General features: G+C 61.0%; 27 protein-coding genes. 17 read left to right on the forward strand and 10 right to left on the reverse strand.

Translation table 11 applies throughout. The annotated features are described in order from the left end of the window. Window positions 1-14: 14 nt before the first annotated feature. The 5 genes from rplU (at window position 15) to proB (ending at window position 3446) form a co-directional block, all read left to right on the forward strand. Entirely contained in the window at window positions 15-326 is a 312-nt protein-coding gene (gene rplU / locus AC3RCG_RS06315) for a 50S ribosomal protein L21 (protein WP_034754730.1), read from the forward strand. A gap of 53 nt (window positions 327-379) precedes the next feature. Beyond that, window positions 380-652: a 50S ribosomal protein L27 gene (gene rpmA / locus AC3RCG_RS06320; RefSeq protein ID WP_070219281.1), complete on the forward strand. Its 273-nt coding sequence runs from the start codon at window positions 380-382 to the stop codon at window positions 650-652. A 114-nt stretch (window positions 653-766) separates the two neighbouring features. Then, window positions 767-1876 (forward strand): GTPase ObgE, encoded by a 1110-nt coding sequence (gene obgE, locus AC3RCG_RS06325; protein ID WP_034754647.1) that lies wholly within the window; start codon window positions 767-769, stop codon window positions 1874-1876. Between the two features lie 13 nt (window positions 1877-1889). Continuing rightward, window positions 1890-2300, forward strand: a complete 411-nt coding sequence (locus tag AC3RCG_RS06330) for a hypothetical protein (RefSeq protein ID WP_492404528.1) — start codon at window positions 1890-1892, stop codon at window positions 2298-2300. Between the two features lie 27 nt (window positions 2301-2327). Continuing rightward, window positions 2328-3446: a glutamate 5-kinase gene (gene proB, locus AC3RCG_RS06335; protein WP_492404526.1), complete on the forward strand. Its 1119-nt coding sequence runs from the start codon at window positions 2328-2330 to the stop codon at window positions 3444-3446. Between the two features lie 126 nt (window positions 3447-3572). Here the strand turns inward: proB and nth are convergent, their stop codons facing one another. Together nth and rsxB are read right to left on the reverse strand one after the other, a co-directional pair. Next, the gene (nth, locus tag AC3RCG_RS06340) at window positions 3573-4220 is read right to left on the reverse strand and encodes an endonuclease III (RefSeq protein ID WP_492404524.1); all 648 of its coding nucleotides are present in this window, start codon (window positions 4218-4220) and stop codon (window positions 3573-3575) included. Further along, entirely contained in the window at window positions 4217-4945 is a 729-nt protein-coding gene (gene rsxB, locus AC3RCG_RS06345) for an electron transport complex subunit RsxB (protein ID WP_070219277.1), read from the reverse strand. Before rsxB ends, nth begins: the two co-directional genes overlap by 4 nt. A gap of 357 nt (window positions 4946-5302) precedes the next feature. Between rsxB and AC3RCG_RS06350 the strand changes: the two genes are divergently transcribed. From AC3RCG_RS06350 to AC3RCG_RS06360, 3 genes are all read left to right on the forward strand, one after another. Further along, on the forward strand, window positions 5303-6043 hold the full coding sequence (locus AC3RCG_RS06350; RefSeq protein WP_070291129.1) for a substrate-binding periplasmic protein: 741 nt from the start codon (window positions 5303-5305) through the stop codon (window positions 6041-6043). Window positions 6044-6169: 126 nt separating this feature from the next. After that, window positions 6170-8701 carry a TonB-dependent receptor plug domain-containing protein gene (locus AC3RCG_RS06355; RefSeq protein WP_492404522.1) on the forward strand — a complete coding sequence of 844 codons (2532 nt, stop codon included), beginning with the start codon at window positions 6170-6172 and terminating at the stop codon, window positions 8699-8701. 41 nt (window positions 8702-8742) lie between these two features. Continuing rightward, on the forward strand, window positions 8743-9420 hold the full coding sequence (locus AC3RCG_RS06360; protein WP_492404520.1) for a DOPA 4,5-dioxygenase family protein: 678 nt from the start codon (window positions 8743-8745) through the stop codon (window positions 9418-9420). Window positions 9421-9487: 67 nt separating this feature from the next. On the opposite strand, the gene AC3RCG_RS06365 is transcribed toward AC3RCG_RS06360, so the two are convergent. The 4 genes from AC3RCG_RS06365 to AC3RCG_RS06380 all read right to left on the reverse strand — a co-directional run bounded on the left by AC3RCG_RS06365 (window position 9488) and on the right by AC3RCG_RS06380 (window position 13431). Next, window positions 9488-10708, reverse strand: coding sequence for a polyhydroxyalkanoate depolymerase (locus tag AC3RCG_RS06365; RefSeq protein WP_070291132.1), 1221 nt, complete (start codon window positions 10706-10708; stop codon window positions 9488-9490). A gap of 279 nt (window positions 10709-10987) precedes the next feature. Continuing rightward, window positions 10988-11311: a ferredoxin FdxA gene (fdxA, locus tag AC3RCG_RS06370; RefSeq protein WP_010395176.1), complete on the reverse strand. Its 324-nt coding sequence runs from the start codon at window positions 11309-11311 to the stop codon at window positions 10988-10990. A gap of 331 nt (window positions 11312-11642) precedes the next feature. Further along, the gene (locus tag AC3RCG_RS06375) at window positions 11643-11930 is read right to left on the reverse strand and encodes a protealysin inhibitor emfourin (RefSeq protein WP_121668570.1); all 288 of its coding nucleotides are present in this window, start codon (window positions 11928-11930) and stop codon (window positions 11643-11645) included. A gap of 103 nt (window positions 11931-12033) precedes the next feature. Then, window positions 12034-13431: a gluzincin family metallopeptidase gene (locus AC3RCG_RS06380; RefSeq protein WP_070219271.1), complete on the reverse strand. Its 1398-nt coding sequence runs from the start codon at window positions 13429-13431 to the stop codon at window positions 12034-12036. A gap of 224 nt (window positions 13432-13655) precedes the next feature. Between AC3RCG_RS06380 and AC3RCG_RS06385 the strand changes: the two genes are divergently transcribed. Continuing rightward, window positions 13656-13940, forward strand: coding sequence for a polyhydroxyalkanoic acid system family protein (locus AC3RCG_RS06385; RefSeq protein WP_070219270.1), 285 nt, complete (start codon window positions 13656-13658; stop codon window positions 13938-13940). Window positions 13941-14118: 178 nt separating this feature from the next. On the opposite strand, the gene AC3RCG_RS06390 is transcribed toward AC3RCG_RS06385, so the two are convergent. After that, entirely contained in the window at window positions 14119-14280 is a 162-nt protein-coding gene (locus AC3RCG_RS06390; protein WP_162995550.1) for a hypothetical protein, read from the reverse strand. A gap of 245 nt (window positions 14281-14525) precedes the next feature. Between AC3RCG_RS06390 and proV the strand changes: the two genes are divergently transcribed. The 3 genes from proV to proX are packed head-to-tail and all read left to right on the forward strand — an operon-like array spanning window position 14526 to window position 17929. Then, a complete protein-coding gene (gene proV / locus AC3RCG_RS06395; RefSeq protein ID WP_070219346.1) occupies window positions 14526-15758 on the forward strand; it encodes a glycine betaine/L-proline ABC transporter ATP-binding protein ProV in 1233 nt (410 codons plus the stop codon). Beyond that, the gene (gene proW / locus AC3RCG_RS06400) at window positions 15755-16858 is read left to right on the forward strand and encodes a glycine betaine/L-proline ABC transporter permease ProW (RefSeq protein WP_492404516.1); all 1104 of its coding nucleotides are present in this window, start codon (window positions 15755-15757) and stop codon (window positions 16856-16858) included. The genes proV and proW overlap by 4 nt, the downstream gene beginning before the upstream one ends. 12 nt (window positions 16859-16870) lie before the next feature. Further along, on the forward strand, window positions 16871-17929 hold the full coding sequence (gene proX, locus AC3RCG_RS06405) for a glycine betaine/L-proline ABC transporter substrate-binding protein ProX (RefSeq protein ID WP_492404514.1): 1059 nt from the start codon (window positions 16871-16873) through the stop codon (window positions 17927-17929). Between the two features lie 91 nt (window positions 17930-18020). Here the strand turns inward: proX and AC3RCG_RS06410 are convergent, their stop codons facing one another. The 3 genes from AC3RCG_RS06410 to AC3RCG_RS06420 all read right to left on the reverse strand — a co-directional run bounded on the left by AC3RCG_RS06410 (window position 18021) and on the right by AC3RCG_RS06420 (window position 19341). After that, window positions 18021-18482 carry a GNAT family N-acetyltransferase gene (locus AC3RCG_RS06410; RefSeq protein WP_492404512.1) on the reverse strand — a complete coding sequence of 154 codons (462 nt, stop codon included), beginning with the start codon at window positions 18480-18482 and terminating at the stop codon, window positions 18021-18023. A gap of 47 nt (window positions 18483-18529) precedes the next feature. After that, window positions 18530-18784 carry an acyl-CoA-binding protein gene (locus tag AC3RCG_RS06415; RefSeq protein ID WP_070219266.1) on the reverse strand — a complete coding sequence of 85 codons (255 nt, stop codon included), beginning with the start codon at window positions 18782-18784 and terminating at the stop codon, window positions 18530-18532. A 200-nt stretch (window positions 18785-18984) separates the two neighbouring features. Then, window positions 18985-19341, reverse strand: coding sequence for an FKBP-type peptidyl-prolyl cis-trans isomerase (locus tag AC3RCG_RS06420; protein WP_034760263.1), 357 nt, complete (start codon window positions 19339-19341; stop codon window positions 18985-18987). Window positions 19342-19538: 197 nt separating this feature from the next. Here AC3RCG_RS06420 and AC3RCG_RS06425 point away from each other — a divergent pair, with 197 nt between their 5' ends. The 5 genes from AC3RCG_RS06425 (at window position 19539) to AC3RCG_RS06445 (ending at window position 24048) form a co-directional block, all read left to right on the forward strand. Next, window positions 19539-20510, forward strand: coding sequence for a YVTN family beta-propeller repeat protein (locus tag AC3RCG_RS06425; RefSeq protein WP_475414393.1), 972 nt, complete (start codon window positions 19539-19541; stop codon window positions 20508-20510). Between the two features lie 71 nt (window positions 20511-20581). After that, the gene (locus AC3RCG_RS06430; protein ID WP_070312795.1) at window positions 20582-21367 is read left to right on the forward strand and encodes a polysaccharide deacetylase family protein; all 786 of its coding nucleotides are present in this window, start codon (window positions 20582-20584) and stop codon (window positions 21365-21367) included. A gap of 32 nt (window positions 21368-21399) precedes the next feature. Then, window positions 21400-22404 (forward strand): sterol desaturase family protein, encoded by a 1005-nt coding sequence (locus tag AC3RCG_RS06435; protein ID WP_492404611.1) that lies wholly within the window; start codon window positions 21400-21402, stop codon window positions 22402-22404. Continuing rightward, window positions 22404-23231, forward strand: coding sequence for an EI24 domain-containing protein (locus AC3RCG_RS06440; RefSeq protein WP_492404509.1), 828 nt, complete (start codon window positions 22404-22406; stop codon window positions 23229-23231). Before AC3RCG_RS06435 ends, AC3RCG_RS06440 begins: the two co-directional genes overlap by 1 nt. Before the next feature lie 31 nt (window positions 23232-23262). Further along, window positions 23263-24048 (forward strand): competence/damage-inducible protein A, encoded by a 786-nt coding sequence (locus AC3RCG_RS06445; RefSeq protein ID WP_492404507.1) that lies wholly within the window; start codon window positions 23263-23265, stop codon window positions 24046-24048. The last annotated feature ends 138 nt before the right edge of the window (window positions 24049-24186 follow it).

Consider the following 24186-nt stretch of genomic DNA (forward strand, 5'->3'; position numbering starts at 1 on the left):
TGAGGTTTCAAATCATGTACGCGGTCATAAAAACCGGTGGCAAACAATACAAAGTTGTCGCTGGCGAAAAACTTAAAGTAGAACAGATACCGGCAGACATTGGTTCCGAAATCACCATCGATCAAGTTCTCGCAGTAGGCGCGGGCGACAGCATCAAGTTTGGTGCTCCATTGGTCGAAGGTGCAACGGTACTGGTTACGGTTGTGGCGCATGGTCGCCATGATAAGGTCAAAATTTTCAAGATGCGTCGTCGTAAGCACTACCAAAAGCATCAAGGCCATCGCCAGAATTTTACCGAAATCCAAATCGTTTCGATCAACGGCTAATCGCCGCTGTTTGACGCAGTTTGTCTACATAATCAGCTATCAAGGAGTCTTAAATGGCACATAAAAAAGGCGGCGGCACAACGCGAAACGGCCGTGATTCAGAATCAAAGCGTCTGGGCGTTAAAGTCTACGGCGGCCAAGCTATCAATGCTGGCGGCATCATCATTCGTCAACGCGGCACCCCAGTGCGCGCCGGCGAAGGCGTAGGCATGGGCAAGGACCACACGTTGTTCGCGCTGATCGCGGGCAAAGTGAAGTTCGTTGTCAAAGGTGCCGGCTCGAAGCAATTCGTGACCGTTGTACCAAACGAAGCAGTACCAGCGTAATTCATTGGCGGAGCGCCAGTTCGCTCCGCAATGATCGCATGATGTAAGGCGCAAGCCTTCAATCGAAAGGCTCTGCCCAAGGTAGAGCCTTTTTAGTTTTATGGCGGCAAAATTATGAAGTTTATCGACGAAGCAAAAATCGAAGTCATCGCGGGCGATGGCGGCAACGGCTGCGCCTCTTTCTGCCGTGAAAAATTCCGGCCTTTCGGCGGTCCCGATGGCGGCGATGGCGGCAAGGGCGGCACCATTTGGGCAGTCGCCGACCGCAATATCAACACGCTCGTCGATTTCCGCTTCTCCAAAATGCACAAGGCTCGCAATGGCGAGCCTGGCCGTGGCGCAGATTGCTATGGCAAGGGCGCCGATGACATCCACCTGCGCATGCCGGTTGGCACCTTGATCATCGACAACGCGAGCGGCGAAATCCTGGCCGATCTGACCGAACACGGCCAGACCGAAATGCTGGCCAAGGGCGGCGAAGGCGGCTGGGGCAATATCCACTTCAAGTCCTCGACCAACCGCGCACCGCGCCAAAAAGGCGAGGGCAAGGAAGGCGAACGCCGCGAATTGCGCCTGGAACTGAAAGTCCTGGCCGACGTGGGCCTGCTGGGCATGCCGAACGCCGGCAAATCGACGTTCATTTCGGCCGTCTCGAACGCGCGTCCGAAAATTGCCGATTATCCATTTACCACCCTGCACCCGAACCTGGGTGTGGTGCGCGTGTCGCACGAGAAGAGCTTTGTGATCGCCGATATTCCCGGCTTGATCGAAGGCGCTTCCGAAGGCGCGGGCCTGGGCCATCAATTCCTGCGCCACTTGCAGCGCACGGGTCTGCTGTTACACATCGTCGACCTGGCGCCGTTTGAAACCAACGTCGATCCTGTCAAGGAAGCCAAGGCGCTGGTCAAGGAATTGAAGAAGTACGACGAGTCGCTGGTCGACAAGCCGCGCTGGCTGGTGTTGAACAAGCTCGACATGGTGCCGGAAGAAGAGCGCAAGAAGATCGTCAAGGACTTCCTCAAGCGTTTCGCCTGGAAAGGTCCCGTCTTCGAGATTTCCGCGCTGAACCACCAGGGTTGCCCGGAACTGGTCAATGCCATCTACCAGCACCTGGAAGAGAAGAAACACAGCGAAAGCCGTGCCGAAGAAACGCAGATGACCGAAGAAGCACGCGGTATCTCGTCGATCGACCCGGATGATCCGCGTTTCAAGATCCTCGACTAAGCGCCTTACCCTGATGTCGGTACAGACGGTCGCTGCCGCGTTCGCACGCAAGCAAGCGTGGCAGCGCCGTGTATTGCATCTGATCGCGTATGCTTACGGGCTGAGCGCGGTCGCCTGTCTGCTGTTCGCCGATGACATGGCGGCCGGCATGGGCATCTTCCTCAACGGCGTCGATGGCTACAGCCAGTTCTACGCTTCCCATGTCGGTGTCTGGGGCGCTACCGCGCTCCTGGCGCTGTTCGCGGCACGGCAGGGCGAACCGCCTGTCCTCGGCGATATCACTGCAATGTTGGTCCTGGCGCAGCCCGCCGGCCGTCTGTTCGCGGCCATCAGCTTCGGCTTGCCCCAGGGTTTTGTGTTGTTCATGTGCGCAATGGAGTTGACGGCGGGGCTGGCCTTGCTGCTGCTGCGTCCTGCGCGCTGACGTCTATTAAGTGAAGAGCGCCGCCCCATGGATTCCGTGATTCAAAAAGCTACCCGCATCATCATCAAAGTCGGCTCCTCGCTGGTCACCAACGATGGCCGCGGACTCGACCATGCTGCCATCGCGCGCTGGGCTGCGCAGATTTCCGGCTTGCGTGCCCTCGGCAAGGAAGTGGTGTTAGTGAGCTCCGGCGCCATCGCCGAAGGCATGCTGCGCCTCGGTTTCGAGCAGCGCCCCACCGATATCCACGAATTGCAGGCGTGCGCCGCCGTCGGCCAGATGGGCCTGGCGCAAATCTATGAAAGCAGCTTCCGCGCCCACAGCCTTGGCACGGCGCAAGTGCTGCTCACGCACGCCGACCTGGCCGACCGCGAACGCTACCTGAACGCCCGCTCCACCCTGACGACCCTGCTGCGCCTGGGCGTGGTGCCGATCATCAATGAAAACGATACCGTCGTCACCGATGAAATCAAGTTCGGCGACAACGATACCCTGGGCGCCCTGGTCGCCAACCTGATCGAGGCCGATGCGCTGGTCATTCTGACGGACCAGCACGGCCTGTTTTCGGCCGACCCGCGCAAGGACCCGAACGCCTGCCTGATCACGCAAGGCATCGCCGGCGATCCGGCCCTGGAAGCGATGGCCGGCGGTGCCGGCAGCAGCCTGGGCCGTGGCGGCATGCTGACGAAAATCCTCGCCGCCAAGCGCGCCGCCAAGTCCGGCGCCCATACCATCATCGCCTGGGGGCGCGACAGCGACGTGCTCAGCCGCCTGGCACAGGGCGAAGCGATCGGCACGCAGTTGCTGGCGCAAACGGGCCAATTGACGGCGCGTAAGCAGTGGATGGCCGATCATCTGCATACGGCCGGCGCCGTCGTGCTCGATGCGGGCGCCGTGCAAAAGCTGCGCCAGGAAGGTAAGTCGCTGCTGCCGATCGGCGTGACGGGCGTGAACGGCGAATTCGGCCGCGGCGCCGTCATCACCTGCGTCGACGCGCACGGCGAGCCCGTGGCGCGCGGCCTGTCGAACTACACGAGCGGCGAAGCGCGCCGCATCATGCGCAAGCCGTCCACCGAGATCGAATCGATTCTCGGCTACATGGAAGGCCATGAGCTGATTCATCGCGACAATATGGTGTTGTTGTAGGTCGGATTAGCGGCGAACGCCGCGTAATCCGACGCCACCACCGGCCAACAAGGTCGTCGGATTACGGCGCCTTGCGCCTAATCCGACCTACGCAGCAACGACATCGGCCCTATTCGGGCCGTTGCTTTACACCACGGCCGGCACCGGCGACTTGTCCTTGTAGTCACACAGGTCGGCGATCATGCAGTTCCAGCATTGCGGCTTGCGCGCCGTGCAGGTGTAGCGGCCGTGCAGGATGAGCCAGTGGTGGGCGTCGTGCAGGAATTCCTTGGGCACGAATTTGAGCAGCTTTTGCTCGACGATATCGACATTCTTGCCCGGCGCAATGCCGGTGCGGTTTGAGACGCGGAAGATATGCGTGTCGACCGCCATCGTCGGTTCGCCAAACGCCGTGTTCATGACCACATTGGCCGTCTTGCGGCCCACGCCGGGCAAGGCTTCCAGCGAAGCGCGGTCGCGCGGCACTTCGCCGCCGTGCTGATCGAGCAGGATCTGGCAGGTGGCGATGACGTTCTTCGCCTTGGTGCGGAACAGGCCGATGGTGCGGATGTAGCTGGCCAGCTCGTCGACGCCCAGGGCCAGCATCTGGGCCGGCGTATTGGCGACCGGATACAGAAGGCGCGTGGCCTTGTTGACGGACACGTCGGTTGCCTGCGCCGACAGCAGCACGGCGATCAGCAGCTCGAACGGCGTCGTGTATTCGAGTTCCGTTTTCGGGGAAGGATTGGCGGCGCGGAAGCGCGTAAAGATTTCCAGGCGTTTGGCGGCGTTCATGCGTCTTTTTTCGGCGTGTTGGGGGCGGGCGGTTCGGTCTGGGTGCTGGCGGCGGCCTTGGCGCGCGCGCGCTCCATGGCGGCGGCGATGATGGCGCGCTTGCGCTCCTTTTCCGCCAGTTCATCTGGCGTGACCGGCACTTCCTGCGTCACTTCCTGCATCTTGGCGACGGCCTTGGCGGCCAGGCGCGCATCGTTGGCCTCCGCTTCGCGGCGCAGCCGCTGCGTGCGGAAATCGTGGCGCGCGCGCGCATCGTCCGCATCCATCTGGCTCCAGGCATCCCAGCCTGTGGCGTCGCCGCTGACCGGGTACATGACGATGCAGTCGACGGGGCACGGTGCCACGCACAGGTCGCATCCCGTGCACAAGCTGGTCACTACCGTATGCATCTGCTTGGCGGCGCCGACGATGGCGTCCACGGGACAGGCCTGGATGCACAGGGTACAGCCGATACACAGCGATTCGTCGATATAGGCGACAGATCGCGGACGTTCGAGGCCGTTGACGGGATTGAGCGGAATAACTTTTTTGCCCAGCAAGCCGGCCAGGCGCACGATGCCCTGCGCGCCGCCCGGTGGGCACTGATTGATGTCGGCGCTGCCTGCGGCTATCGCTTCCGCATACGGGCGGCAGCCGTTGTAGCCGCATTTGGTGCATTGCGTTTGCGGCAGCAAGTCTTCGATCTGGTCGGCAAGTGAGGCAGGGGCAGGGTGCGGCACGGTCATCTTCCACGGTAAAACGTCATTATCGGCCATCTGGGCCGCGCACAAGTAAAAACCTGTTTTGTAGGAGGGGATAGCGGGTGCCAGGGCCGGCTGTTGCAGGCGCGCCGCAATCGTATTTTATTTCCCTTTGGAATGTCAAAGTGCAAATAAACAACTTTGCAATTCCTTTTTTTTGTGGGAGCATGATTTTCATCAAGCTACTAATCAAAAAGCCGACCGCCAGTCCTGTTGTCGCCCCCTGTGAGGCGTACCAGGTCATAGGAGCAAAACATGCGTTTCCTCCGGACAGTTGGTTTGCCCTTCTGTTTATTCATGCACTCCACACTTGCCCTTGCATACGGGCAAGCTGGCTCTCCCATGGCGGCGCCGGGCGCTGCCAGCTCGCGCATCGTCCGCTTCGCGGCGGAAGACTGGCCTCCCTTTATTTCCCGCAGCCTGCCTGCCGACGGCATGTCGGGCGCCATGGTCAGCGCCGTCTTCGAACGCATGGGCTATGTCGTCAAATATGAGTATTTTCCCTGGAAGCGCGCCATGCAGTTTGGCCTGGCCAGTCCCCGCTACGCCGGTTTCCTGGCCGTCTGGCGCACGCCCGAACGGGAAAAACTTTGTCATTTTTCTGTTCCGGTTGGTAACACGCAAGGTGTGCTGGCCTACCTGAAGGAGGATGGCGTGCCCGGCGCCGCCCTGACTGATCTGGGCAAGCTGCGCATCGGCACCGTGGCCGGTTATTCGAATGGGGAGCAATTCGACGGCATGGTGGCGCGCGGCGAGCTGAGGACGGAAGAGGGCTTGAACGACGCGACGAATCTGAAGAAACTGTTGATCAAGCGTTATCGCGTGATCGTCATCGAGCGCCATGTGCTGCAGCACTTGCTGATGGGACGCAACTTCAGCAAAGCTGAACGGGAGCGCATCGCCATCATCGATACCGTCTTCAAGGAGCGCCCCGTGCATGTGTGCTTCCAGCGCGATGCCGAGGGGGCAGCCCGGCAAAAGCGCTTCAATGAGGCGGCGCGCGATATCGACACGGCCCGCCTCGAACGCGATTATTGGAAGCGGCTCGATCAGAGCCTGGCGGCGGCGACAGCTCATCCCTGACACTGCGCGCCGCTGTTGTTCGTTGCCAAAACGAAATATCTAAATACGAAACCATTCGTTCTTGTTTGTTTGTCCATCCTTTAGTCTGCAGCCACTGTGTTGACGACTTTGAAAGGATGTTTTCGTATGCCGGAATTGATTCACAAGCAAGAGCCCGTCCCCCGTTTGCTGCAATTGGCGCACGCCGTCTCGTTGGCCGTGCTCGTGCTGGGAGCGCCTGGCGCGGCCCATGCGCAAGCGCCGCTGGACACCGTCATCGTCACGGGTGCGCGCGGCACGGGCCGCACAGTGGCCAACAGCGCCGCGCCGATCGACGTGATCAGCGCGCAGCAATTGCAGGCCACGGGCAAGTTGAACCTGCTCGATGCGCTCGATACGGCCTTGCCATCGTTTAACTTGCCGGCCCGCGTGCAGCCCGACCTGGGCAGCATCGTGCGCGCGGGCCAGCTGCGCAACCTGGACCCATCGCATACCCTGGTGCTGGTCAACGGCAAGCGCCGGCATACGACGGCCATCGTCAATGAGGATGGCTTTCCCGGCTCCGTCGCCACCGACCTGGCCCTGATCCCCACGGGTGCCATTGCCCGCGTGGAAATCCTGCGCGACGGCGCCTCCGCCATCTACGGTTCCGACGCCATCGCCGGCGTCATCAACATCATCCTGAAAGCGGATGACAAGGGCAGCTTCAGCACGCAGCTCGGTTCCACCTACGATGGCGACGGCACGAACGGTTCCGCGCGCATCGATGGCGGCACGCGCCTGGGCGAACACGGCTTTGCCCACTTCGGCGCCGAAGTCCAGCGCCAGGGCATTGCCGTGCGTAACTTCGGCTTGAATCCCGGCTACCTGTCGTATCCGGCCGTGCGCAACAGCGATGGCCAGCTGGTCAAATTGGGGCCGAACAACAGCTTGCCGGCCGGCGCCTCGCCGAACCCGGCTGAAGCGACGCGCAACAGCAATCCCTGGCGCAATACGGGTGTGCCGCAAAGCACGACCGCCTCGCTCAGCGCCAATCTTGGCTATGACGTGTCGAACGAAGTACAACTGTACGGTTTCGGTACCTACGCGCACCGCAATGCCCGCTCGGCGCAGAATTTCCGCCTGCCCAATACCATTTTCAATAACAACAAGGGCTTGCTGGCCGTGTATCCCGACGGCTTCACGCCGTATGAAACGACGAGCGAAAACGACTTTTCCTTGACGGGCGGCATCAAGGGCGAGACGGCCGGTTGGTCCTGGGACCTGAGCACGACGTATGGCCGCGACGATATCGACGTGGGCGTGGAGCACTCGGCCAACTATTCACTGGCTTATCCGGGCGGCAAGACGAATTTTGACATCGGCAATCAGCGCTACAGCCGCTCGACGACGAATGCGGACGCACGCCGTCCCGTGCAGCTGGGCTTGAGCGAGCCGGCCGATCTCAGCATCGGTCTCGAGTACTCGCATGAAACGCAGCAGCGCAGCCCGGGCGAACCCGCTTCCTGGCAGGGCAGCGGTTCGTCGGCATTGGCTGGCTACCTGCCCGTCGATGCGTCCGACACGGCGCGCCACAGCTATGCGGCGTACGTCGGCCTGGGCGCGAAGCTGACGCCGCAATGGCTGCTCGACACGGCCTTGCGCGCCGAAAAATATTCCGATTTCGGCAGCAAGACGACGGGCCGTTTGTCCGCCCGTTATGACGTCACGCCCGCCGTGGCGTTGCGCGGCACCGTCAGCAACGGTTTCCATGCACCTAGCCTGGTGACGCAGTCATATTCGAACACGTCCGACCATGCGGGCGTGCCCTACACCCTGGCACAGCCCAATTCCGTTGCCGCGCGGGCCCTGGGCGCGCAAGCGTTAAAACCTGAAAAATCGACGAATCTGTCGGCCGGGTTGACCTTCAACCCCACGCCGACCCTGCGCCTTGCCGTTGACGCGTATCAAATCAAGGTCAGCGACCGCCTGGGCGTGTCGTCGAATATCGGCATCGACCGCAGCTCGGGCATGGCGCTCGATGGCAGTGGCCGGCCGCTGACGGCGGCGCAAGCGGGCGTCATTGAAAACCTGCTGCGCTCGGCGGGTTTGACGGTGGGCAATGGCCTCGTCGCGCATTACTTTGCCAACGTGGGCGACACGCGCACGCGCGGCATCGACTTCACGGCCGAGGATGTGCTGCGCGTGGCCGACGGCAAGCTGCGCTGGACGGCGGCCGCGAACATCAACCATACGAGCCTGGTGGGCAAGGCGGACCTTCCCGCCGTGCTGCAAGGCTTGCCGAACATCGGCACCCTGAGCAAATCGGCCGAGTACGACTTGCTGTACCGCGCGCCGCGCGACAAGGAAATCCTCACGCTGGCGTATGAAAAAGCCGGCTGGACATTCAATGTACGCGAGACGCGCTACGGCAAGCTCAAGCGCCTGAACGCCATTACGGGCGGCGATTACCAGCTGAAAGCGGCCTTCGTGACGGATGTCAGCGTCGGCTACGACATCAGCAAGCGCATCAACGTGACGGTGGGCGCCAACAATGTCTTCGACCAGAAGCCGAACCAGGTGCCGCGCGAAGCGCGCAGCGCCGCCAGCCTGGCGCAGTACGCGGGCGCGTATGACAACTCGGGACCGCTGGGCGTGCTGGGCGGCTATTACTACGCCCGCGCCACCGTCTCGTTCTGATTTTCCCCATCCTCTACCTCTCATCAAGAACAGGAAATCCTATGTCTGAACACAATCAACACGCCGCCATCGATCTGGAATGGGCCAGTCTCCTTTCGCCGCAGCGCCGCACGGTCTTGCGCGGCGGCGGCCTGGTGGCGGCGCTGGCCGCCTCGGGGCTGGCGGGGACGGCGCTGGCGCAGGATGGCGCGGTAAAACGAGTCAAGCCGCCACCCGGTAAAAGCCCATGGGGCGAGCATACGGATACGGCGCCCACGCCGCGCCCCGTCAGCGTGCGCCCCGGCGAGGAAACCTTGCCGAGCAAGCCGCGCGCCTACACGGATATCGAGAGTTATCACGCGCATATCTATTTTGACGAAGACAGTTACCAGAAGGCGGCGCTGATACGCAAGTGGGCGGCCGAGCGCTTCCAGATCGAGCTGGGCGACTGGAATCTGGAGCCGCGCGGCCCCCACGTGACGCCGTCGTTTTACTTTGGCTTTACGAATGACCTGTTACCGGTGATCGTGCCGTGGCTGCAGCTCAACAGCCTGGGCCTGACGATATTGATCCACCCGAATACGGAAGATCCGCGCGCCGACCACCTGTATTACGCGCTGTGGGTGAACCGTTCGCAGCCCGTGAACGGCTATGCGATGAAGAAGCCGGGACCGGGCGAGCCAAGGGTCGAGCAAATCTTTGTCAATACGCGCCCGACGGTGAAAATCGAACGGGCATGAGCGAGGCATAAAAGAAAACGCCACGCCAGTATGAACTGGCGTGGCGTTTCGATGGGTATGCCGTGTATCAGCCGTGTTTCTGGATGAATTCGCCGATCTTCGGGCAAATGATCTCGCGCCAGCGGCGGCCCGAGAAGATACCGTAGTGGCCGCATTTCGGCGCCACGAAGTCTTGCTGCATGTCGGCAGGGATGCCCGAACACAGATCATGCGCCGCCTGCGTCTGGCCGGCACCGGAAATGTCGTCCAGCTCGCCTTCCACGGTAAACAGGGCCACGTTCGTGATGTCTTGCGGACGCACCAGCTGACCGCCCACTTTCCATGTGCCCTTCGGCAGGCTGAATTCCTGGAAAACCGTTTTAATGGTTTCCAGGTAGTACTCGGCCGGCATGTCCAGTACGGCGTTGTACTCGTTGTAGAACTGGCGGTGGCCTTCCGCCGGCTCGTCATCGCCCGTCACCAGGTGCATGTAGAACTCGCGGTGGCTTTGCGCGTGGCGGCCCGGGTTCATGGCGATGAAGCCGGCGTGCTGCAGGAAGCCCGGATACACCTTGCGGCCAAAGCCTGGGTAGTTCGGCGGCACCGCGTAGATCACGGTGTTTTCAAACCACGAGAACTTCTTTTCCGTCGCCAGGTTGTTTACTTGCGTCGGCGAGCGGCGCGGGTCGATCGGGCCGCCCATCATCGTCATGGTTTTCGGCATGTGCGGATCTTTTGCCGTCGCCATCAGCGAGATGGCGGCCAGCACGGGCACGGTCGGTTGACAGACGGAAATCACGTGCAAATCAGGCGCCAGCAGGCGGATGAATTCTTGCACATAATAAATGTAGTCATCGAGGTGGAACGGGCCTTCCGTCAGCGGTACCATGCGCGCGTCCGTCCAGTCGGTGATGTAGACATCGTGCTCGGCCAGCAAGCCGCGCACGGTATCGCGCAGCAGGGTCGAGTGGTGACCGGACAGGGGGGCAACCAGCAAAACTTTGGGCTGTTGCAAGCCAGTGGCTTCTTTTTTGAAGTGAATCAGGCGGCAAAACGGTTTTGTCACGACAACGTGTTCGCGTATGTCGACGCTCTCGCCCTGGACGAGAACGGATTTGATGTCGAATTGCGGTTTTTCGTAGTCTTTGCCAAGGCGGTACATCAGCTCGTAGCCGGCTGCGATGCGTTGCGAAAACGGGGTGTGGGCCAGAGGGGAAACCGGGTTGGTAAATAACTTGGAGGACATGTCTGCCCATTGCATCACCGGAGTGAGGAAAGAGCGTTGCAGTTCGTGCAGTTGGTAAAGCATATAGAGTCCTTGTTTGATTCCAAGCGCCAATATCGGCTCAAATATCATAATCCAATTTTACGATATTTGTTGAGGACAAAATGTGCTTTACCGCGCATAGGTCCACTGTTTGCGCATAGTTGTGACAGCGCGCCACAGTTACGTGGATAGAGCTGCAACGATGCTTTAAAAGCAAAAAAAGCAGCGTTTCCGCTGCTTTTTGTCTGTTTTTTTGCCGCCACGCCCCTGCGGGGAAGAATATCCATCCCCGCCGGAATTGCCGCCGCAGCTGCCGTGCGCTTAGCGCACCAGCATGTCGAGCTTGTCCTTGACGTCCTTGTATTGCTCCGCTTCCGGCAAGGCAGCTTTCGTCTTGGTGATCGAAGGCCAGTTACGGGCCAGATCGACGTTGATCTTGATGAAGGCTTGCTGGTCGCCCGGCACGTCCTCTTCCGCGAAAATCGCGTTCACCGGGCACTCTGCCACGCAGACGGCGCAGTCAATACATTCGTCCGGATCGATTGCCAGGAAGTTCGGGCCTTCCCGGAAACAATCTACCGGGCAGACATCGACGCAGTCGGTATAGCGACAGGCGATGCAGGATTCGGTGACAACGTGGGTCATAACAGTCCTATCAATTTGGGGGAGGTGCTGTAGCGCCTGCAGGAACCTCGGCGGCGCATACTAAAGCAAAGCATTGTATTTTAAGGCAATTCGCTATTTCTCACAAATCCCGCTTATATACAATACATATAAGCAAATTCATTTTTTGGCAGTGTCATTGCCGCGCAGAGCGGGCAATTCAGCGACTATCCGGGACGTTGCCATGAAGAACGCGGCAAGAACGCGACAGTCGCCCGATGCTGCAGGGGGCAGGGCGGGGGATGTGCTGGCTTGCCGTGTGGTGTTTTTGTTTTACTCAAATCAAGATCGGCACAAATAAGTGCCGGAACACTCAGGCGCTGGCGCGTATTTGCGCCAGCAATTGCTGCCATCGTGCATTTTCAGCACTGCCATCCTCGGCAAACGTGATGGTGCGGCGCGCGGTGGGCGCATCGACGGTGATCTGCCAGCGGGGAATATCGGCGCCCACCTGTTCATCCGTGGCCTGCGGCTGCGTGAAAAAGCCGCTGCTGGCCAGTGCCGCTTCCAGCCTGGGGCCAGCGGGATGGGCTTGCGTATCGATCTCATACTGTTCGCTCAGGCCGGCAAAGCCGCCGCTGCTGCGGGCTGAAATTTTCATGCTGCTCCTTGCTGTTGTGGGTGGTGTGGGCCGCGTCATGGCCTGCCGCTGCTGCGGCTGGCCTGAAGCGGACGCGCCGGTGCGCTGCCTTGCATGGGACTGGTTACCGGGGACCGTAACTGCGGCACCAGGCGGCCAGCGCTTCGCGCTCCGCTTCGAGCAACTGGTCCGATTCGCTGTATTCCGCATGGTTCATGGTACCGCAGCAGGCGCGCCGGTCTTGCACGGCGCCGTCTTCGTCGACGATATCGGGGGCAAATGTCATTTGCCCCTCCTCCGTCATGGCATTGGCCTTGAGCACTTCGCGCACGGTAAAGCTGTTGCGGATAAAGTCCAGGTAGGCGCCGTTGCCGTCGGCCTGGGCGATCGTCAGCATGTGGCCGGCCACGTCGGCATAGGTGGCGGCCTGGTCCGGCGATGCCACCAGCGCGCGCAGGACCAGGCTGCGCAGGTAGTCGCCGCAGCGGTGCAGGACGGCCGCATCGTCTTCCAGCTGGGGCTGGCGTTCGTGGGCAAAGATGTCGGCCAGGATGTCGTAGATGGCGCCCGTAAACACTTGCGAGATGGCGTGCACTTCCGTGCCCGCTTCCGACAATTTGATGTCATTGTCGGCATTGCGCAAGCCATTCGGCCGGCCCAAGGCCAGGCCGAACTGCTCCGCCAGGTCGGCCAGGAAGGTTTTATCGTGCAGGTCGGATTTCGTTTGCGCGATCACCGCTTCCACCTGGTCCAGCTGCGACAGGGCCAGGAAGATGGCCGTCAGGTCGCCAAACGATTCGTGCAAGCCGCCCGTTTGCGGCGGATTGTTGCTGAGCAGCCAATTCGGCTTGAGGCCATCGAGCACGGCGTGCCCCGTTTCATGCGAGACGATGTCGAGCGAGCGGCAGGTGTAGACGCGCTCGGTGGCGCCGCTGGGGATGAAGTCGCCGAACTTGAGTGCCTTGTCGCTGCGGCTGTAATACGCATTCATGACATTGGGCAAGCCATGCGGGAACACGCGCAGCGGTGCCGTATTGCTGGCGCTGTTCCATTGCCAGGGCAGGGGCGGCGCCGTGTCGTTGCTGGCCAGCGCGCGCTGGTACATGGTGAGCGTCATGCGCACGATGGCAAACGTGTGCACGGCGTCGAACTGGTCGGTGTTGGGCGAGACGATGAAGTCGCCGAAGGCATTCGGGCTGACTTGCGCGATGCCCGGTTCGCCAAACGTGATGCGCGCGTCGCGCGGGCCTTGCAGGATCAGCCCGGGCAAAAAGGCTTTACGGGTGCCCAGGTCGCTGACGGACGGATCTTGCTTCCAGATCAGCACGCGTGAACCGACGGGCACGGCGGCCAGGTTGCGCACCGTTGCCTCCGTCAGGCGGGGCGGGCCCGGCTGCAGGGTCAGTTGCGCATTCTTGCGGTGCTGGCGGTAGGGCGCCGAGGGGGTAGGGACATAGCCGACGGGCAGGGACACGCATTTGGTCAGGACGGCTTCGACCGGCACGATGACTTTCTGGTCCATGGTAGTTCTCCAAGACACGCGCAACTGGAACTGGAACTGGAACTGGAACTGGAACTGGAATAGTCGTCCCGCTTGGGCGCATCCGGTTTGATTCCGCGCAAACGATGCGCGGGAAGGACGGGCTTTTTTGGCCGTCCGGCGCCCGCTGCGGCCGTGCCCGCCGCATGGCGGCTGGTATGATGCTGGCCGTATTGCCCCCGTTTTTATAATAAAAGGATCGTTTGATGGCGGATATAAATATAGTTCAGCAACATAAGCTGACAGCAGCAAAGGCGCGCGAAGCGGCGCAGCAAGTGGCCGACAAGCTGGCCCAGGAATATGACCTGGCGTGCGCCTGGGATGGCGATGTGCTGCGCTTCGAGCGCAGCGGCGTCGATGGTTCGCTGACCCTGGAAAAAGAGCAGGCGCAACTGCAAATCAAGCTGGGTTTCATGCTCAGCGCCTTCGCCTCCACGATTGAAGGCAAGATTGCCGAGAAAATGCGCAAGGTGTTTACCGAAGCAGTTTGATGGCATTTGGCCCGCTTGTCTGGCGCCCTGTTTGGTGCTAGGGAGCATGTCGCGGCGATGGGCGAAAAGACGATGAAAACATGTCGCTTTTCGCCTTTTTTACGTCCGACTGTACGCTGGCGAACATTGCTAGCACATTTCTATTTGGAAAGCCATTGGACTTTGATGGCTTTTTGCGTTATACTTGAGTCATATTTACAACAGCTACACCGCGTTTCACCTTCTGCTTCGCAGTACTCTCCGCTCGCTGAGTGGTGAATAATTCTTCGGGTTTTACACCCGCATCCAGTTTAAAAGTAGCTTGGTCGATTTTTTTTCGGTCAAATACATTTGGTGCCATGTATTTGCATGGCGCTAGCGTTGTTAAAAGTCCTGAACCACAGCCTCTTTTAGCACGCACACGGCACCCCGGCACCGGCTTTGGCCATCCGCTGGTCACACGCGTGTCACCCCCTGTTTCCTGTCGCTCCCGTGCGCATTGTGCGCCGTGGCGTAGCCGACGCAACAGGGTTTGCTGATTCCCGCCGCAAGCTAGCAGGCTTGCTGGGTTTCAATCCATTCGTCAAATCGAGGGAGAACCACATCGTGGCAAAACAAATCATTATCGACCATGTGTTCAAAGTGTTCGGCGACAAGCCAGAAGAAGCACTTGAACTCGTCCGTCAGGGCGCCAGCAAGCAGGACATCCTGGCCAAGACCGACTGCACCATCGGCGTCTTCGACGCCACCTTTACCATTGAAGCGGGCGAGATTTTCGTCATCATGGGCCTGTCCGGTTCGGGCAAGTCGACCCTGGTGCGCATGCTGAACCGCCTGATCGAGCCCACCGCCGGCCGCATCCTGATCGACGGCAACGACATCAATACCTTGCCGGACGCCCAGCTGCGCGCCCTGCGCCGCAAGGACATCAGCATGGTGTTCCAGTCGTTCGCGCTGCTGCCGCAAATTACCGTGCTCGACAACACTGCCTTCGGCATGGAACTGGCCGGCATGCCCAAGGCCGAGCGCCATGCGCTGGCCCAGCAAGCACTGGAGCAAGTGGGCCTGGACGGCTACGGCGCCAGCTATCCCGACGAATTGTCGGGCGGCATGCAGCAGCGCGTGGGCCTGGCGCGTGCGCTGGCTTGCGATCCATCGATTTTGCTGATGGATGAAGCGTTTTCCGCGCTCGATCCGATTATCCGTACGGAAATGCAATCGGAACTGCTGCGTTTGCAGCAAATCAAGCGCCGCACCATCGTCTTCATTTCGCATGACCTCGATGAAGCCATGCGCATCGGCGACCGCGTCGCCATCATGAAAGACGGTCACGTGGTGCAAGTGGGCACGCCGGAAGAAATCCTGCGCAAGCCGGCCAACGATTATGTGCGCAACTTCGTGCGCGGCGTCGATGCGGCGGCCGTCTTCAAGGCCAGCGATATTGCCCGCAAGAGCCAGATCGTCGTGTCGGAATCGCCGAGCCGCGGTTCGCGCGCCGCGCTGTCGATGCTGGAAGAGCAGGATCGCGCGTTTGCCTATGTCGTCAATCCGCAGCGCAAGTTCCTCGGCGTCGTCTCGGCCGATTCGCTGCGCAGTGCGCTCGACGGCCATGTGGGTCCGCTGGGCCTGGCGCATGCCTATCTGCCCGACGTGCAGACCATCGATGCAGACGAGCCCGTCGCCGGCCTGTTCGGCCAGGTGGCGCAACTGCCTTACGCCGTCCCTGTGGTGGCCAATGACGGCAGCTTCCGCGGCGCCATCAGCAAGACGACCTTGCTGAAGTTCCTCGACCGCGACACGCCAGCCATAGCCGAACAACAACAGAAAGGACAAGCATGAACCCAAGCACCGTTTCCACAGTAGAACCTGTTGTTGAACAGGCCGCCCAGATCAATCCCTGGGCGCTGACGCCGCCCACCGACGCCAGCACCGCCTGGCTCGACGCCGCCGCACCCGCCGTGCAGCCGGAACATGCGGCCGGCTTTCATCTGACGCAGATTTTCGACGGTTCGCTGCCGCTGGAAAGCTGGATCAACCAGGGCCTGGGCTGGGTCGTGGCCCATTTTCGCCCCTTCTTCCAGGCCGTGCGCGCGCCCATCGACAGCGTGCTGTCCGGCGTGGAAGGCGTGCTGCTGGCGGCCCCGTCGCTGACGGTGATCGCCATCATCGGCTTGCTGGCGTGGCAATTTACGAGCCGCACCCTGGCCATCGGCACCGTGCTGGCGCTGCTGCTCGTGTCGATGCTGGGCATCTGGCCGGAAGCCATGACGACCCTGTCGCTGGTGTTGACGTCGCTGGCCTTCTGCCTGGCCATCGGCTTGCCGCTCGGTATTTTCCTTGCCAGCAGCGACCGTGCACAGAATATCCTGCGCCCCCTGCTCGATGCCATGCAGACGACGCCCGCCTTCGTTTACCTGGTGCCGGTGGTGATGCTGTTCGGTATCGGTAATGCGCCGGGCGTGATCGTCACGATCATCTTTGCCCTGCCGCCGCTGGTGCGCCTGACCAACCTCGGCATCCGCCAGGTGCGTCCCGACCTGATCGAAGCGGCCCGCGCCTACGGTGCCTCGCCGTGGCAGTTGTTGACCCGCGTGCAGTTTCCGCTGGCCATGCCGTCCATCATGGCCGGTATCAACCAGTCGCTGATGCTGTCGCTGTCGATGGTCGTGATCGCTTCGATGATCGCCGTGGGCGGCCTGGGCCAGATGGTATTGCGCGGCATCGGCCGCCTGGACATGGGCCTGGCAACGGTGGGGGGGCTCGGTATCGTGCTGCTGGCCATCACCCTGGATCGCTTGACGCAAGCGATGGGCCAGCCACGCCGCGGCGTGCGCCACTGGTACCAGACGGGTCCCGCCGGTTTCGTGCTGCGCCTGGTGCGCGGCAACACGGAGAAAAATAATGTTGAACAGCAAGCAACGCTGGCCAACGTACAATAAGAAAGGATTTACATGCATCAAATTGACAATTTTAAAGTGACGCAAAAATCGCAACGCAAGTTCCAGCTGTTTTCCGCCCTGGCCATCGCCGCCATGGCCCTGACCACCAGCCTGGCCATGGCGCAGGCGCCGGCCGCAACGGCTGACGCGCTGCCCGGCAAGGGCGTCAAGGTGCAGCCGCTGCAAAGCTCGATTGCGGAAGAAACCTTCCAGACCATGCTGGTCGACAAGGCCCTGGAAAAGCTCGGCTACGAAGTGCAGCCGATCAAGGAAGTGGAATACCCGACCGCGCATATCGCCATCGCCAACGGCGACGCCACCTTCATGGCCGTGCACTGGGACCCGATGCACAAGGATTTCTATAACAATGCGGGCGGCGACGCCAAGTTGTCGCGCACGGGCCAGTATGCGGGTCCTGCGGCGCAAGGTTATCTGATCGACAAGGCGACTGCCGAGAAATACAACATCACGAATATCGACCAGTTGCGCGATCCCACCCTGGCCAAGCTGTTCGACCACGATGGCGACGGCAAGGCCGATTTGACGGGCTGCAACCCGGGCTGGGGCTGCGAAGCGCTGATCGAGAATCACATGGATGCGTACAAACTGCGCGAAACGGTAACGCACGTGCAGGGCAGCTATGCGGCCCTGATCGCCGACACCCTGGGCCGCTACAAGCGCGGCGAACCGATCCTGTACTACACGTGGACGCCGTACTGGGTCAGTGGCGTGCTGGTGCCGGGCAAGGACGTGGTCTGGCTGAAAGTGCCGTTCTCGGCCAATCCGGACAAGGTGAATACCCGCCTCGACGATGGCAGCGATTACGGTTTTGCCGTCAACACGGCGCGCATCGTATCGAACAAGGCCTGGGCGGAGAAAAATCCGGCCGCGGCCAAGCTGTTCGAGGTGATGCAATTGCCCGTGGCGGACATCAATGCGCAGAACGAGCGCATGCGCCGCGGCGAAAACACGCAAGCCGATATCGCGCGCCATACGGCTGGCTGGATCAAGTACCACCAGCAAAAGTTTGACGGCTGGATCGCGCAAGCGCTGGCGGCGGCAAAAAAGTAAATTACGGCTGATACAGGCGTAAAAAAAGTGGCTACCGGTTTGGTAGCCACTTTTGCGTTAGCGGCCTGTTTTGGTGGTTTTTGGTGAGTTTTCAGCCGTTTTCGGCCAGTTTCAGGTGCAAAATGGGGAAAGGCTTGCCAAAGGGGTCGCATTCCGAGCGGCTTTCCCCGATAAAACCCAGGTGGCGGTAAAAGCCGTGCGCTTGCGTGTTGTGCTCGTTGACGTCGACGGCCGTGGCGCCCAAGGCCGTGATGGCGTACTGGACCAGCGTGCGGCCGGCGCCGCTGCCGCGTTGATCGGGATGCACGAACAGCATCTCGATCTTGGCGTGCTCGACGCACAGGAAAGCGTAAGCGCTGCCATCGGCATCGCGCAGCACGTGCAGCAGGCGTTCGGCCGTCACTCTGGCCAGCTCATCGCGAACGAAGGGCATGAGGAAAGCGATATCGCTGTCGGCGAGGAAATCGTGGGTGGCGCGTACGGACAGGTGCCAGACGTCGAACAAACGGGGCAGGTCGGCGGCATGGGCCAGGGAAATCGGTGATGGTGTCATGCGGAAATAATAACATTGCCCCGGGCTGTGCCGGGGCAGGGGGATGATCAGTCCTTCAAGTCTTCGATCAGGTCGATGTATTGCTGCTGCGCATCTTCCTTCGACGTGCCGGCCAGGGCCGCCCAGGCGTCGAACTTGGCGCGGTTGACGAAGTCGGTCATGCCAGGGCGCTCGCCCGTGGCGTCGCCGCTCGAGGCTTGCTTGAACAAGGCGTAGATTTTCAGCAAGGTCATATTGTCCGGACGCTCGGACAGGGTCTTGGAATCGAGCTGCGCTTGGTCGAATTGCTCTTGTAAACTCATGATGGCTCCTGTGTGCTGATGGAATCGCTGGAAAAGTGCGGCAGGCGCGGCGGAGTGGCCACCGTGCGTGCTGCAGTGCCTGACATCATAGTGAAAAAAGCGCGCCGTGCATTAGAGGACACACTCAAAACAAAAGCGCCGCCGCTGAATGAACAGGGGCGGCGCCAGGTACAGTCGCTCGAGCGCTGTGGAGTCTGTTCTTATACGCCCAGCAGTTCGACGTCGAAAATCAGGGTCGCGTTCGGTGGAATTACGCCGCCGGCGCCGCGTGCGCCATAGCCCAGTGCTGCCGGGATGATCAGCTGGCGCTTGCCGCCCACTTTCATGCCTTGCACGCCTTCGTCCCAGCCCTGGATGACGCGGCCTGCGCCCAGCGGGAATTCGAACGGGTCGTTGCGGTCCTTGCTCGAATCGAATTTCGAACCGGCGCTGCCGTCGTCGTTCTGCAGCCAGCCCGTGTAATGCACGACAACATTGTTGCCGGCTTGCGCTTCAGCGCCTTCGCCGACGACGGTATCGATGTATTGCAGGCCGGAAGCGGTAGTGGTGGTGGTCATGATAATCCTTGTGTTGGCGATGAAAGCTTCAGATTGTAGAGCAATGAGTTGCAAAGCGCCATTCCAGGCCCGCTGCAGGGAAAATGGGGAAGTTACGACGAGGTTTGGCGACGGCTTGTATTTAAGGGGGGATTTCACACAATAAATACGGTGTTCCACGTAAAATGCATGTTTTGTATTTAACAGTGATTTCTTCCATGTTCCGCAGTCTACGCCGCCTTGTTTTTTCCTCGCTGTGCCTGGTTTCCGCAATATCGACGGCGCAAGCCGAAGTGGTGGTGGTACTCAATTCCCGTGATGCTACGGTGCAACTGCTGGACCAGAAAACCTACGCCCCCCTGTCCACCTTTGCCGTCGGCAAGGAACCGCACCACCTGATGGAGACGCCGGACGGCAAGTCGCTGATCGTCGCCAGCTCCGTCGGCAACGAACTGATCTTCCTCGACCCCGTGTCGGGCCAGATCCAGCGCCGCATCAGCAACATCCTCGATCCCTACCAGATCGGCTTTTCGCCGGACCAGAAGTGGTTCATCTCGAATTCGCTGCGCCTGGACCGCATCGACCTGTACCGCTACGACGGCAAGAACCTGACCCTGGCCAAGCGCATCCCGCTGCCAAAATTGCCCAGCCACATGGCCTTCACGGCCGACAGCAGCATGGCGTTCATTACGCAGCAAGGCAGCAACCAGGTCAGCGCCATCGACCTGGCCACGCAGACGGTGAAATGGACCATGCCCGTCGGCCCCGCGCCGGCCGGCATCACGATGACGCCTGATGGCAAGCATTTGCTGGTGGGCATCATGGGCAGCGATTACGTGGAAGTGATCGACTGGCGCACGCAAAAGACCGTCAAGCGCATCAAGGCGGGCGCCGGCACGCATAATTTCCGCGCGCTCGGTGACAACCGCATGACGTTCGTGTCGAATCGCGTGTCGAACACGATCAACATCATCGACCAGCAAACCCTGGAAAACGTGGGCACCATCAACGTGCCTGGCGGCCCGGACTGCATGGAAATCACGCCAGATGGCAAGACCATGTGGGTCACCCTGCGCTGGATCAAGAAAGTGGCCGTGATCGATTTGACCACGCGCAAGGTGATCAAGACGATCCCCGTGGGCCGCTCGCCCCATGGCGTGTATTTCGCCACGCACTCGCCGCGCATGTGATGACGGGTGTGATGATGAAACGCCTGATTTCCGCGGGCCATGTGCCCGCCGTGCTGCTGTGCGCCGGCACCATGCTGACGCCCGCGCATGCTGCCGCACCTGCCGCACCTGCCGCCGCTGCACCAGCCGCAGCATCAGCGCCGGCCGCCTGCAAGGGTACGATCTACATGACGTTCGACACCGGCAGCCAGTCGCAAGCGCAACTGATCGCCGACGTGCTGAACAAGCGCCAGATCAAAGCCACGTTCTTCCTGGCCAACGAAAAGACGACGCGCGGCGACTATTCGCTCGATCCGTCGTGGGCACCGTACTGGAAAGCCCGGGTCGCCGAAGGCCATGCGTTCGGCACGCATACGTTCGACCATGTGTACTGGAAGAAGGATCTGGCCAACGGCTTGATCCAGGTTAAGCCCCAGTTCGGCAAGGACGGCGGCAAGCTGGCGTCGGTGACGGATCAGCAGTTCTGCGAGGAATTGCGCCGCGTCGATACGCGCTTCCAGGAACTGACGGGCCGCAAGCTCGACCCGTTCTGGCGTGCGCCGGGCGGCTATACGTCGCCGCGCACCCTGGCGGCCGGCAGCGCCTGCGGCTACCAGCATGCGGGCTGGGCGCCAGCGGGGTATTCCGGCGATGAATTGCCTAGCGATAAGTATCCAAACGCCATGCTGCTGAAGAAAGCGCTGGCGAACTTGCGCAGCGGCGACATTTTCATTGCGCACATGGGCATCTGGTCGCGCAAAGATGCATGGGCGCCCGCCAACCTCGATGCCTTGATTTCCGGCCTGCAAGACAAGGGTTTCTGTTTTGCCACCCTGCGCGAGCATCCTGCCTACGCGCGGAAGAAGGGCCAGCCATGATCGCCGCCGACATCGTCAGTTTCGTCACCCCGATGATCGACGCCGTGGTCGACGCCTTTGGCGTGGCGCAAGGCTGGCTGTTCCAGACTGTGGTGAATCCCCTCGTCTATCACCTGGGCTTTGGCGAATTTACGGAAGAAGCATTCGAGGGCACGGAATGGCTGCTGATCGGCCTGTGCGAACTGGTGCTGCTGTTCCTCGTGCTGCGCCCGCTCGAAGCCCTGATTCCCGCGCAAAAGATCACCGACCCGCGCGCCCGCTGGAACGACTTCATCTACACGGTACTGCACCGCATCGGCCTGTTTTCCGTGCTGGTCTTCTTCACGCTCGATCCGCTGATGGATGCCTTGGCAGGCGCCTTGCGTTTCGACAATATCCATCCATTGAACCTGGAATCGCTGTTGCCCGGCATCAGTCCCTTAGTCAGTTTTATCATTTATTTTGTGATACTGGACTTCGTCGACTATTGCTATCACCGGGCCTCGCACCATTTCGGCTGGTGGTGGGGCTTGCACAGCCTGCATCACAGCCAGCAAAACATGAACTTGTGGAGCGATGACCGCAATCACTTGCTCGACGACTTTTTGCGCGACGTGGTGATGGCGCTGGTGGCGCTCGGCATCGGCGTGCCGCCGGGCCAGTACGTGCTGCTGGTGTCGGTTTCGCGCATCCTGCAAAGCTTGCAGCATGCGAATGTGAGGATACACTTCGGCCGCATCGGCGAGCGGCTGCTGATCTCGCCCCGTTTCCACCGCACGCACCATGCGATCGGCGTGGGGCATGAGTCGAAAGGCAAGGGCAGCATGGGTGGTTGCAACTTCGGCGTGGTCTTGCCGATTTGGGATATGCTGCTGGGCACCGCGAATTTCTCGGCCGGCTATGCGCGCACGGGCGTGCGCGACCAGCTGGCCCGTATCGACAGCCAGGGCGTGGGCCGGCCCGGGCGCAACTATGGCCGCGGCTTCTGGCAGCAGCAATGGCTGGGCCTGCGCCGCATGGTGGAATTTGCAAGAATCAAACGAAAAGGACGCCGTTGATGCGTAATGTGCTGAATTCGTATGGCCGTGCTTTCCTGTCGCAATTGCACGGCAGGATATTGCTGTTGAGCATAGCGCCGTTCATCCTGTCGCTGATCCTGTGGGGCGCCCTGCTGTATGTGGGCTTGCAGCCGCTGATCGACAGCCTGCATGCGCTGTTTACGCAATATGACTTCTTCCGCACCAGCGGCCAGGTGCTGGCCGCCTTTGGCCTGGGCATGCTGAAAGCGGTGATCGTGCCGTTGATCGCCATGTTCATGCTGTTGCCGCTGATGATCTTGACGGCGCTGATCTTCATGGGCCTGTTCGCCATGCCGGCCATCGGCCGACATATCGGCGGGCGGCATTTTCCGCAGCTGGAAAAGAAGCATGGCGGCAGCCTGCTGGGCAGCGTCGCCACTTCGCTGGCGACGTTCCTGCTGTTCATCATCGTCTGGGTGCTCATGCTGCCCCTGTACGCGTTTCCGCCGGCCGCGCTGGCGGGCCAGGCCGTGCTGTGGGGCTGGCTGACCTACCGCGTGATGGCGTATGACGCCATGGCCGACTACGCCAGCGTGGAAGAGCGCCACGCCATCATGCGCGAGCAGCGCTGGCCCCTGCTGGCCATCGGCATGGTCTCCGGCGCGGCCGGCGCCGTGCCGGGCATGCTGTGGATGGGCGGCGTGATGTCGGTGGTGTTCTTCCCCTTCCTGGCGGCGTTCGCCATCTGGCTGTATGTCTTGATCTTTATTTTTACGGGTCTGTGGTTCCAGTATTACTGCCTGGAAGCACTGGCGCGTTTGCGGGGCGTACGCGGCATGACCGACGTGGCGCCGGCGGACGCTTGAGTATTTTCATCGAATTCTACGAGGGAGCTTCATGGCTATCGGATTGATCATCATCGGCGACGAAATCCTGTCGGGCAAGCGCACGGACCAGCATTTTCCGAGAGTCGTGAGCATGCTCAAGGCACGCGGCTTGCAGCTGAGTTGGGCGGAATACGTGGGCGACGAGCCGGCCCGCCTGGTCGCCTTGCTCCAGCGCAGCTTTGCAAGCGGCGACATCGTCTTCAGCTTTGGCGGCATCGGCGCCACGCCGGACGACCATACGCGCCAGGCGGCGGCCGATGCGCTGGGCTTGCCGCTGGTGCTGCATCCGCAGGGCAAGCTCAATATCCAGCAGCGGATCACGGAAATGGGCGAGGAGGCGGGCGTGCCGGCCGATTTGAACTCGCCGGAAAACCTGCACCGCCTGAAAATGGCGGAATTCGTGCAGGGCGCCGAGCTGATTCCGAATCCGTACAACAAGATTGCCGGCTTTGCCGTGCGCGAGCATTATTTCGTGCCGGGCTTTCCCGTCATGTCCTGGCCCATGATCGAATGGGTGCTCGATACGCATTACGCCCACCTGTTCAACCAGGTGCCGCACGCGGAACATGCCTTGCTCGTGTATGAAACGGCCGAATCCTTGCTCACGCCGCTGATGGTGCGCCTGGAAGCGGAGTTTCCGCTGATCAAGGTGTTCAGCCTGCCCAGCGTGGGCGATGCGCAGACGCGCCGGCATATCGAACTGGGCGTCAAGGGCGAGCCCGTGCAAGCGGCGGCTGCCTTTGCCGAGATGCGAGCCGCACTCGATACCTTGCAGGCGGAATACACCACCATCTGAGATGCCGCCAGCCCGGCGCCGGCGGCTTTTTCGCTGGCGTCCAGCCCGCCATGCATCTATGTACGCCAGCGTACGTTCCAAGACGTTGTTTTTTTGCGAAAATCTTCAATGAAGCAAGATTTTTGTGCGCGCTCGTCA

The sequence above is a fragment of the Janthinobacterium sp. GW823-FHT01H08 genome, from assembly GCF_058797855.1.